Genomic DNA, 11,091 nt, shown 5'->3' with positions numbered 1-11,091 from the left:
CGGGCGGGTAATGAGCCGGGACATAAATGGTGCGCGGGGGATTTTCCTACGTGCATTGGTTGATACGCCCTCTCTTAAAGAGTGTATTTGTTAGTGAATGTTAGCAAAAAAGTATCGGGAGCCTTCCGACTATAGCAGATGGCAACGGAGGACTTTTGTCCTCACTGCAAACCTTGAATTTTTATGGTGTTTTGTGATTTAATTATGGCTATTTGGTTCAGTTTGTGTGGCGTGGCTTTGGTGGTAGCTTATCTGTTGGGTTCTTTTCCCACTGGCTACATTGCGGGAAAGCTCTTACAGGGTATTGATATTCGCGAAGTTGGTTCGGGTTCAACCGGCGCAACTAATGTATTGCGCACTTTAGGGAAAGGCCCGGGCGCTCTGGTTTTAGTAATTGATTGCTTCAAGGGAGTTTTAGCGATCGCAGTTGTTTACTGGTTATTTTCCTTTGCTCCTACTCAAAATCTTCTCCCCTCAACGGTAAATATCCAACTTTGGCAATCTTGGATGATTACTTTAGTGGGGTTATTAGCTATCCTGGGACACAGTAAATCAATTTTTCTCGGCTTCTCTGGCGGTAAGTCTGTAGCTACCAGCTTAGGAATTTTATTAGCGATGAATTGGCAAGTAGGATTAGCTACAGCCGCAGTGTTTGCTGTGTTTATAGCTATATCCAGAATTGTATCATTAAGTTCCATTGCCGGTGCGATCGCTGTGCCGATTTTGATGTTAACTCTACATCAACCGCTACCCTATATCCTGTTTGGTATTGCTGGGGGAATTTACGTAATTTTCCGCCATCGTGCTAACATTCAGCGACTACTTGCAGGTATAGAGCCAAAAATCGGGCAAAAGCTAGCAACAGAAACAACTACTGATAGCTAGCTATCTAATTAATCACTTACCTGTCAGCTTCACTAGACCAATACCACCAAAGTAGAGTCCTAAAACTGCTCCTGCTAAGAGACTTTGGGTCAGGGGGTCAGTGGAAGGGGTGAGAACAGCACCGAGAACAACTGCTCCCATAATTACAAATCGCCAGCCAGAAATCATCTTTTGAGAGGAGACAATTCCCAAATTACCTAGTAATAATTGAATAATGGGAATTTGAAATGCTAAACCAGTACTAAATAATAGTAACAGCACAAATTCAAAGTATTTGTCAATAGACCATAGTTGATCTACCACATCTTCGCCGTAGCTAATGAAAAAATTCAAAGCTGCGGGAATTAATAGTAAATAAGCGAATACTAAACCCGTGACAAACAGCACACTAGAACCTAAAACCACCGGTCCGAGTAAGCGGCGTTCCCGCCGAGTTAGTCCCGGAAGAACAAACTGGATAATTTGGTAAAGAATGAAGGGGCTAGAAAGTACTAACCCACTGTAACCCGCTACTTTGATGGAAACAAAGAAATATTCCCCCGGAGCCAGTTGGAGAAACTTGACCCCTTGGGCGGGGACTTCCAGTAACTTAACAATGGGTTTCACGGCGATGAAGCAGCCAACAACACCAACTGCAACACCAATTAAAGAATAAAAAATCCGTTGTCGTAGCTCTTCTAGGTGGTCGAAAAGGGACATTTCCACTTCATCAGGCAACTCATTGAGAGCATCCGGTTCTGAGTTGCCGTATTCCTCTTGTTGGATATCAGGAGTAGTTACATCTTGTGAGGGTGTCATTAGTCATCTCAATAGGCAACATTTCTTAACTATTGTATCCGGCGAAGCAGTGACAAAACTATGTTTTTCCCAACAATGACTTACGCCAGACTAGGCTATCAGGATTTTATCTTTTCTTTTTGAATTACCTCTGGGGCAATTTGGGGTGTATCTGTGAATATCTTGCTACCTTGGCGGAAATTTCGGGGTTATAAAGTCTCAGATAATTCCAATAGTTACCAAATACTTGGCGCACGTAATTTTTAGTCTCATTAAAAGGAATATCTTCCACAAACTCATCTGGATCATCTTTGCCGATAGTCTGTAGCCATTTGGCGACGTTACCTGGACCAGCATTATAACTCGCGATCGCTAACATGGAGTTATTATTATACCGCCGATGGGTATAGTCTAAATACCATGTTCCCAGATTAATATTTTCGTTGGGGTCCTCTAAGTTAATTGTTATACTATCCAACTGAATTTGGGGAGCAATCCATTCACCTGTAGTCGGCATGATCTGCATTAAACCAGTAGCACCGACCACAGATCTAATTTTTGGCTCAAACATTGATTCCTGACGCATCAAACCAATTACCAGGAGGGGATTTAACTCTCGTTGAGCCGACCATTTTTTAATTTCCTGGCGATAGAGAAAAGGATAACGGGCTTGCCAATAACTTACCTGCTGGCTCAAAGCCTGATACTCCGCTTGTTCCTCTGGTGTTTCCCTGTCTTCGAGTCGAGAAATCAAGTTAATTCCTGCCAGATTTTGCCCTCTCACCAGGCGCATTAATCCCTCAGTAAACTGTTCTGCTACCGTGGGCTGTAGTTTATTGGTAAATTCTGTTTCCCATTGGAACCAAGCATCACGATCTTCACCCAGTAAATACAGTTCTTTGAAAGTTTCTGAACCGGCGGGGGGTACAGGTCGTTGCTGTAGAACTACTTCCGGCTGCAATTCCCTGATGTTGTCAAAATTACCCACATTCAGCCCCAGGGTTACAGCTGAACGCCAAGCATAGTAAGAGTGAGGAAATTGACTCAACACATACTCATAAGCTGCTTTAGCTTCCTTTTGTTGCCCTAGTCTGGTAGCCCATTTGCCCACCCAAAAGCCTGCTCTGGGAGCTAAAATACTATTAGGGTTCTCAGTCACAATTGGTTGTGCCCATTGCCAAGCCCCTAAGTAATCTTTGGCGTTGGCTTTCTCTTTGGCTTTGTTCCAGCGATACTCTGCGGCTTGATTAGAACTACCGTATTCACTTAATAGCAATTCCCACGCCTGTTGAGCCGACTTTTGATCATTTAGTCCCTGGTAAATTTTGGCTTTTTCTACTACTGCTATACTAGCTTGTTGAGGAAAATTAGCAATTATTCGGTCAAGATAGGGCAAAGCATCTTTACGGTTTTTAGCCAATTCAGCTAAACGCAATAGGGCTAGTCCGGTTTCCCTAGCATCGGGAAATTTTTCTACTAGTTGATTATAAATCGCCAATGCCTTTTCGGGTTGTTTACCTCCTATCTGTAAACCTCGCGCAGCGCGGTAAAGGTTGCGGGCTGTCTGGGGTGCTTTAACATAGGCATCACCAGCTCGTTCAAATTGATTATTTTCCCAGTAAGCTGTACCGACAATCTCCCAATCTATGGAAGCAACTGCTACGTTATCGCTATCGGGTTTGATATCTGGTTGTTTTACTAGCTCATCTAACACACCTACTATTCCCGGTTGGTGAAAGGCGTGTTGTGCTAAAATTAACCGTAAATTTGGCTGTTGGGGATTTTCTCTTAAGCGTTTATAAATAATTTCCCAGGTGAGGGGATGTGAGGGAAACTCTGCGATCGCCCGATCATGATGTTCTGGTAGGGCGATCATATACAGCGCTCTGGCTGTTGCGGCTGCTTGGGGATAATCTCGCAGCACTCTTTGTCGTAGATTGGAGGCTTGACGACTCTCACCGAGTATGTCCTGTGCTTGGGCTTGTTTGAGTAAAATATACGCGCCCAGACTGGGGTAAGTTTTTTCTAGTCCTTCTAGAAGACTTAAGGCCTTTTCTGCTTCCCTAATATTAATTAAATCACTGGCTAACAGATAACGGGCCCGTTCTCGGTCTGGTGAAATGGAACTATTGGCGATCGCTTCTAGTTTTTCTGCTCGTTCTTGTGGAGACTGTGATACTAATGGAAATACATCTGATTTGACTTGGCTAGCTGTAGAAATTTGTTCAGACTGATTTATGGCTGAGTTGAACCATTCCCCCCAGAATGTTCTGATGTTAGGGGTAGATAGGATTGCACCTGCTGAGAAGGCAAATAAGACTGCACCAGCAATCAAAGAAATCTGTTTTTTTTGTAGTTGATTTCCCATGGATACTCCCCCAAGACTATGGTTTAAGTTTTTGCAACTTTAGCATTGCTGGCACTGGGGTGTTATTTGTCAATCATAAATATTACAAATCATCCTAAATAATCCTAAAATATCTTCATATTATGGTGGTGTTTTGCCGGGGAGGGAGACGCGATAGCTATCGCGTCTGGTATGTTTTTCCCAAGAGCCAAAACACGAGTTATCTGTCTGGTGCGTTAGCTAGTGCTGGGGTTTGCCCTTTCAAACCAATCATCAATTTGAGGGCAAATACTTTGAAGATGGGTATGCGCTGCATCATCCACAAACCTAGGCGACGAATTACTACTAGTGGTAAAAAGTTATGAGAAAACATCCTATCTAATAGATCCGTGAAAGCTAGAATTGTCAGGTTTTCTGGTTTGCGCCAGCGTTCATAGCCTTTGAGGACTTGGAGGTTACCAATATCTTTACCTGCTTTATGTGCTGTTTGTAACACTTGGGCTAAAGCCGCCGCATCTCGAATCCCCAAGTTTAAACCTTGTCCGCCGACGGGATGACAATTGTGTGCGGCATCACCAATTAAGGCTAATCTGGGGAGAACATAGCGATCGCTTTGCATCAGTTGTACTCGAAAAATAAAGCGATCGCCCAGTAATTCTAGCTTACCCATTTGATTACCATAGCGGCGGGTGAGTTCTGCCAAAAACTCCTGGTCATCTAAAGCACACAAAGCCTCTGCTTCTGCGTGGGGGGCTGTCCAGACAATACGGCAACGGTTACCAGGTAGTGGTAAAATAGCAAACGGTCCACTAGGCCAAAATCGTTCGTAGGCAGTGTTATTGTGGGGTTTCTCTGGTTTAACAAATGCTACAATACAGGACTGCCAATATTTCCAGCCAGAAGTTTTAATTCCCGCAGCTTCCCGGATACGCGATCGCGAACCATCAGCAGCGACAATTAATTTACCGCGGACTGTCTGAATTTGGTCAGCAATTTTGACATCTATAGCCACAATCTCCTGCTGATATTCTGTCTTGACCACCTCAGCGGGACATAGATAAGTCACATTCTGACAATTGTGGACAAATTCCTGTAAAGGCTCTAACAAAGCTTGGTGTTCCGCCACATAACCCAATTCTGATGTACCTAAATCATCGGTGATAAATTCCACAACATCGGGATAATCGGCATCAGAAAGGCGAACTTGGCAATATTTTGCGATTTGAGGCGATATTTTTTCCCAAACACCAATTCCTTGGTAAATGAGCGCCGAAAGCATATGAACTGCATAAGCTTGTCCCTTCGCCACTGCTGCTGATGCAACTTTGGCCTCAATTAGCAGAATACTTAAGCCAGAGTCCTTTAAAGCTGCGGCTAAGGTTAAACCAATAATTCCACCGCCGACAATGACCAGATCATAGTCATATCCCTGATGATCTGGCGGTGTTTGTTGAGGAGAAATTTTTTGATGTAGCTGTGTGATCACCATTGTTAAGATTAATTAAGGCATCCTAATTATTATTTTTACGCAAACAGACAAATCCGTGCAAATATGGCCGGATTAATTAACCATAGATATAGATGATAGATGGTGCGCTACCCCACCCAGGATATTCGTCTAGGGTACACAGATAATCTTGACTGTAACTCCAAAGCAAGTCCGCCAAGAAATGGAAGCTGTGGGTTTAGTTTGGCGAGAAACCAAAAACTTGTTACCTCAGCAACACTTAATGATATTTGAAAAGCGGGTATAATATCTATACAGACTTATTGAGGACTTAAGTCCTCAATCAAAACCTTTAATTACCGGAGTGGCATCAGGCTAACGCTTTTGGCCACACTATCCCAAACTATCCAACTACAAGAATTATCCACATCTTCTGGATTATTGGTAACTTTAAAATACAGCTTTCCCTGTCCCTTGCGTTCAATGGCAAAGTCGGCATTTTGGGCGTAAACTACTGTAAATCCTTTGTCCCTCAAGCAATACATAGCCCAAGCCTTCAATGATTGCTTCTGTGGTTCATGGGGAATAGGTGGTTTTGTAATGGTTTCTTGGATAACTTGAAATATCTCCATTAGTTTCTCAGGGAAAATAAAATCGTTGTAGTGGAGGCATTTGTCCCGATACTAGTTTACCTCATCACAGAATGCAATGTGCTGTTTAGGTCTTGATGATGTTAATTTACACCAGACCGATTCGGTTTGAATAAACTTTCTGATGCGGTTTTAATCACAATATACAAAACTGGCACCACAAACAAACTTAAAAAAGTAGCGATTAACATCCCGCCAAATACTGCAGTTCCCAAGGACTGACGACTTCCTGCACCCGCACCGGTAGCAATGGTTAAGGGGAAAATACCCAGAAGTGTGGAAAATGCTGTCATTAAAATCGGGCGTAAACGTTCCTGTGCAGCTTCTACTGCGGCCTTAGTAATAGAAAGCCCTTCATTCCGTAATTGGTTGGCAAATTCTACGATTAAAATCGCGTTTTTACTCGCCAAACCAATCAGCATGACTAGACCGATTTGACAATAAATATCATTAGGAAAACCCCGCATTGATTGAGCCACAAGTGCGCCAAAAATTGCTAAAGGAACCGCTAAGAGGATAATTAGGGGGTCTATGTAGTTCTCATACTGAGCAGCCAAAACTAAAAAGACAAAGACAATTCCTAACCCAAAAATAATGGGTGCTAAACCGCCAGATTCTATTTCTTCCAATGCAGTTCCTGACCACTCATAACCAAAACCGGGTGGTAATACTTCTGCTGCTAACTGTTCCATGGTCTGAATGGCGCTTCCAGAACTAAATCCAGGGGACGCAGAACCATTGATTTCAATGGAGCGAAATAGATTATAGTGATTAATTACTTGCGCTCCCACAACCGAAGTAGTTTTAATTAAGTTTCTCAAGGGAATCATTTGATTAGTTTGAGAACGCACAACTAGTTGCTCAATATCCTGGGGGTTAGAGCGAAACTGTTTATCTGCCTGGACATATACGCGATAATTACGCTGTTGGAGGTTGAAATCATTAACATATTGAGAACCCAAAGCAGTTTGCAGAGTCCCAAAGATGTCATCTATGGAAACTTGCAGGGCTTTGGCTCGATTCCGATCTACTTCTACCAGTAATTGGGGTGTTTGCGCCGCAAAAGTAGTGAATACGGCTTGTAATCCTGGTGTTTGGTTGGCGCGGCCTAGCAGTTGACCCATGGATTGGACTAAACCTTGTAGGTCACTACCACCTCTACGGTCTTGCAGTTGAAGTTGGAATCCGCCAAAGTTACCTAACCCCTGAATCGGTGGGGGATTTACGGGAAAGACTCTGGCTTCTGGGATGGCGAATAGTTTCCCTCGTAATTTACCGAGTATGGCCTGTACTGATTGGTCAGGTCTGCTGCGTTCTGCCCAAGGTTGAAGGGTAGTAAATATAATACCATTATTAACAGTACTACCACTGAAACCAAAGCCACCCACTGCGAAGGTTCCCACGACTTCGGGAATTTGCAGGATTTCTTTTTCTACCTGGGCAATCACATCACTAGTATATTGCAGTGAAACTCCTTGTGGTCCTTGGACTAGTGTAATAAAAAAACCTTCGTCTTCTTCTGGGAGAAAAGCTGTAGGTACTGTAGTATAAAGCCAAGCAGTCATTCCCAAAGAAACGATGAATAGTCCGATGATCATATTTTTCCAGCGGACTATCAGGTGAAGCGATCGCTGATATAGTGTTCTTACCAAGTCAATAAACTGATTAATCTGGTAAAATACCCAACCCAGCCAGCCTGATAGCGATAGCGTGGCAGTTGGTTCCATAGGTTGTTGTCGTTGGCGTAGGAGTAAGGCACACAAAGAGGGTGTGAGAGTCAAAGCCAGAAAAGTAGAAATCACAATGGAAAAGGCGATGGTCAGGGCAAATTGGCGATACAGTGCGCCCGTGGTTCCCGGAAAAAATGCCACGGGAACAAACACAGCCATCAGCACCAAGGATGTAGCAATCACTGCACCAAACAATTCAGCCATAGATTCACTGGCCGCCTGGCGAGGACTCATTCCCTTATCCTGGATAAAACGGCTGATTTGCTCAACCACCACAATGGCATCATCTACCACCATCCCCGATGCTAAAGTCAGACCAAACAAAGTCAAACTATTAATAGAAAAGTCAAAAATCCGAGCAAAAATAAACGTCCCAATTAAAGATAGGGGAACTGTGAGAGCGGGAATTAAAGTCGTGCGCCAGTCCTGCAAAAAGACAAAAATTACAATCACAACTAGTACTACTGCTGTAATTAGAGTCTTGATCACCTCTGACATGGACTCTTCCACAAAGCGTGTAGTGTCAAAGGCCACCTGATACTGTATTCCCTGCGGAAAATTGGGAGCCAGTCGCGCCATTTCTTCCCTAACCCCCCGGGCGACATCTAAAGCATTACTCCCAGGAAGCTGGTAAATCCCCAAGCCTACAGCATCTTTAGCGCGATATCGCAAAAAGGTATTGTAATTTTCCGCACCCAGTTCTACCCTACCGACATCTTTCAGCTTAATTAACGTGCCATCATCGTTAGTTTTCAGGATAATTTCGGCAAATTCTTCCGGTTCTGTGAGTCTACTGGCAGCACGGACATCAATTTGATATCTTTGCCCTTCTGGAGCCGGTTCTTGACCAATTCTCCCGGCGCTCACCTGCAAATTTTGTTCCCTCAGGGTATTAACTACATCCTCAGTTGTCAGCCGCCGACTAGCCAGGCGATTGGGATCCAACCATAGACGCATTGCATAACGACGTTCACCAAAGATGACGACATTACCAACACCTTTAACCCTTTTTAAGACATCTGCTAAATAAAGGTCGGCATAGTTACTTAAAAATATATTGTCATACTGGTTATTCTCAGCAAATAGACCAATAGCTAAGATAATATTGTTAGATTGCTTTGTCACCCTCACGCCTGTTCGCTGTACAGCTTCTGGGAGTTGTGGACCGGCTATAGATACCCGATTTTGCACGTCCACAGCTGCAATATCTGGATTGCGGGATGAGTCGAAGGTGGCTGTAATCGTACTAGAGCCATCGTTACTACTACTAGAAGTAATGTAGCGGATACCTTGAATACCGTTGATTTGCCTTTCTAAGATATTTGTCACACCGCTTTCTACGTCCTCAGCACTAGCTCCGCTATAGTTGGCGGTGACGTTGATTTGAGTGGGAGCAATATCCGGGAAACGAGCAATGGGAAGTGTGGGAATACTAATCAACCCCAACAACAGCACAATTAATGCACAAACTGTGCTAAATACGGGTCTTTTGATAAAGAAATCAATAAACATAAGAAAATGAGGGAATGAGGAATTGTGGTGTCTCGGCGCTTTTACTGAGGCATCTTTTCAGGTAAAGGCATGATAGGCACACCATTAGTGAGATTGAGAATACCAGAAACAACAATTTTATCCCCGGTTTCGAGTCCCTCAATAACGTGATAATCGTTTCCTTGAATAGCTCCCAACTTCACGGGTTTTTGTTGGGCTACTAGGTTCGGCATTCCCGGTTGGGATTCTCTCGGCTCTTGAGCTACAAATACAAAAGTCTGTCCACCCATCCGAGATATTGCTTCAGCGGGAATTAAGATTCCGGGACGTTCATCCCAGATAACTTGGGCTTGGACGTTCAGGCGGTTGAGTATTAGCTTGGTGTTATTGACAAAGGTGGCTTTAGCTAAGATGTTCTGAGTATTTGCCTGGATATTCGGTGAAATAAAACTTACCTTGCCTGTTCTAGCTGGTTTGCCTTCAGCATCTAGTATTTTTACGGGTAATCCCCGCCGCAACCTTTCACCTTGATGGAAAGGCACAGATAAATTTAATTCCAAAGTGTCATTTTTATTCAGTGTGGTGAGTTCGTCTCCCTCCTTGACAAAATCTCCCACCTTCACGGGGATATCACCGAGAATACCAGTCAGAGGAGCGACAATATTTGTGTACTGCTTTTGCACTTCGGCTACCTGAACTTGGGCTGCGGCTTCCATAACTTGAGAACGGGCTTGAGCAATTTCTTCAGCACGGGGGCCGTTCTGTAGTTGTTTGAGATTTTGCTTTTCTAGTTCTACAGATGCAGCTAGTTCATTAATATCAGCGCTTCTGCTTTTGCGAAGTTGTTCGAGTCGTCTTTGAGCTTCTTCGAGTCTAGCCTCGGCGCTTCTTTGTTCTCTGAGAAATCCTTCTAATTGGTCTTGGGAAACAGCTCCGTCTTCCTTTAATTTTTGGTATCGCCTAGCTCTTGATTGTGCTAATTCCAAATCAGCTTTAGCTACCTCAATTTGAGCTTCAGCCTGGGCAATTTCTTGTGGACGCGCTCCACCTTTAGCATTTTGTAGGCGAGCTTCGGCTTGAGCTAATCTAGCCTTGGCTTGGGCAATTTCTTCGGGACGTGTACCTGCTGTGAGTTCTGCTAGTCGAGCTTGGGTGCGGTCTAATGTTGCTTTTGCTTGTCGTAAGCGGGCTTGGGTATCGTTATTTTGCAGGCGAATAATTACTTTCCCTTGTTGCACGCGATCGCCTTCTTTAAATAGAATTTCACTAATGCGCCCGTCAATCTCTGGCTTAATTGCTACTGAGCCTGGAGATGCCAAAAAGCCGCCAATTACTGAACTTTCTTGTATGGTTGTAGTTTCTACTGTAGCTAACTTTACAGGAATTCCCATGGGTTGGCCAGCCCGTACTCCGCCTCTATCTACCCGACCTGCAAAGCTATTTTGCCACCACCGCCAACCCAAGCCACCCCCTGCAATTAGGAGAATCAGCAGCCAGATTAAGTACCAGGGCCGCTTTTTCCTTGGTTTCAATGTTTGTTGTTGCTGTTCAATGTGACTGTAATTGTTAACCGCAGACTTTTCAGTTTCTCTGGAAACTGGAGACTCAGGAAATTCAGAGTTCGCCATTGTTATATTCTCATATCTATTAATTGCTGTTAAGACTCAAGTCAACAAATAAGAATGTAGCTTTATGTAAGCGAATGCTTGCATTATACACAAATGAGAAGATATTTTCTAGGAAATAGAACGATTTAATAGCTAT

Annotated in this window: 7 protein-coding genes and 1 pseudogene; 2 read left to right on the top strand and 6 right to left on the bottom strand. The window is 43.7% G+C overall.

From position 1 onward, the window contains the following. Positions 1-204: 204 nt before the first annotated feature. A complete protein-coding gene (gene plsY / locus NWP22_RS12730; protein ID WP_271733611.1) occupies positions 205-885 on the top strand; it encodes a glycerol-3-phosphate 1-O-acyltransferase PlsY in 681 nt (226 codons plus the stop codon). Positions 886-897: 12 nt separating this feature from the next. On the opposite strand, the gene tatC is transcribed toward plsY, so the two are convergent. The 3 genes from tatC to NWP22_RS12715 form a co-directional block, all read right to left on the bottom strand. Then, on the bottom strand, positions 898-1,683 hold the full coding sequence (gene tatC / locus NWP22_RS12725) for a twin-arginine translocase subunit TatC (RefSeq protein WP_271733610.1): 786 nt from the start codon (positions 1,681-1,683) through the stop codon (positions 898-900). Between the two features lie 124 nt (positions 1,684-1,807). Then, entirely contained in the window at positions 1,808-4,030 is a 2,223-nt protein-coding gene (locus NWP22_RS12720; RefSeq protein ID WP_271733609.1) for a transglycosylase SLT domain-containing protein, read from the bottom strand. A gap of 199 nt (positions 4,031-4,229) precedes the next feature. After that, positions 4,230-5,498 carry an FAD-dependent hydroxylase gene (locus NWP22_RS12715; RefSeq protein ID WP_271733608.1) on the bottom strand — a complete coding sequence of 423 codons (1,269 nt, stop codon included), beginning with the start codon at positions 5,496-5,498 and terminating at the stop codon, positions 4,230-4,232. A gap of 154 nt (positions 5,499-5,652) precedes the next feature. On the opposite strand from NWP22_RS12715, the pseudogene NWP22_RS12710 reads away from it, so the two are divergent. Beyond that, positions 5,653-5,763 (top strand): annotated as a pseudogene (locus NWP22_RS12710) (SAM-dependent methyltransferase); the annotation flags it as partial. Positions 5,764-5,812: 49 nt separating this feature from the next. On the opposite strand, the gene NWP22_RS12705 reads toward NWP22_RS12710, so the two are convergent. The 3 genes from NWP22_RS12705 to NWP22_RS12695 all read right to left on the bottom strand — a co-directional run bounded on the left by NWP22_RS12705 (position 5,813) and on the right by NWP22_RS12695 (position 10,955). After that, positions 5,813-6,088 (bottom strand): hypothetical protein, encoded by a 276-nt coding sequence (locus tag NWP22_RS12705; protein ID WP_271733607.1) that lies wholly within the window; start codon positions 6,086-6,088, stop codon positions 5,813-5,815. Positions 6,089-6,189: 101 nt separating this feature from the next. Further along, positions 6,190-9,348 (bottom strand): efflux RND transporter permease subunit, encoded by a 3,159-nt coding sequence (locus tag NWP22_RS12700; RefSeq protein ID WP_280801967.1) that lies wholly within the window; start codon positions 9,346-9,348, stop codon positions 6,190-6,192. A gap of 41 nt (positions 9,349-9,389) precedes the next feature. Then, positions 9,390-10,955: an efflux RND transporter periplasmic adaptor subunit gene (locus NWP22_RS12695; protein WP_271733605.1), complete on the bottom strand. Its 1,566-nt coding sequence runs from the start codon at positions 10,953-10,955 to the stop codon at positions 9,390-9,392. Positions 10,956-11,091 lie beyond the last annotated feature (136 nt).

The organism is Anabaenopsis tanganyikae CS-531 (genome assembly GCF_029891675.1).
Taxonomy (GTDB): domain Bacteria; phylum Cyanobacteriota; class Cyanobacteriia; order Cyanobacteriales; family Nostocaceae; genus Anabaenopsis; species Anabaenopsis arnoldii.
This window is presented reverse-complemented; position numbering and strand designations above follow the sequence as displayed.

Coding starts and splice junctions, on each gene's coding strand:
- plsY (WP_271733611.1), top strand. CDS start 205: ATGGCTATTTGGTTCAGTTTGTGTGGCGTGGCTTTGGTGGTAGCTTAT.
- NWP22_RS12695 (WP_271733605.1), bottom strand. CDS start 10,955: ATGGCGAACTCTGAATTTCCTGAGTCTCCAGTTTCCAGAGAAACTGAA.
- NWP22_RS12705 (WP_271733607.1), bottom strand. CDS start 6,088: ATGGAGATATTTCAAGTTATCCAAGAAACCATTACAAAACCACCTATT.
- NWP22_RS12720 (WP_271733609.1), bottom strand. CDS start 4,030: ATGGGAAATCAACTACAAAAAAAACAGATTTCTTTGATTGCTGGTGCA.
- NWP22_RS12715 (WP_271733608.1), bottom strand. CDS start 5,498: ATGGTGATCACACAGCTACATCAAAAAATTTCTCCTCAACAAACACCG.
- NWP22_RS12700 (WP_280801967.1), bottom strand. CDS start 9,348: ATGTTTATTGATTTCTTTATCAAAAGACCCGTATTTAGCACAGTTTGT.
- tatC (WP_271733610.1), bottom strand. CDS start 1,683: ATGACACCCTCACAAGATGTAACTACTCCTGATATCCAACAAGAGGAA.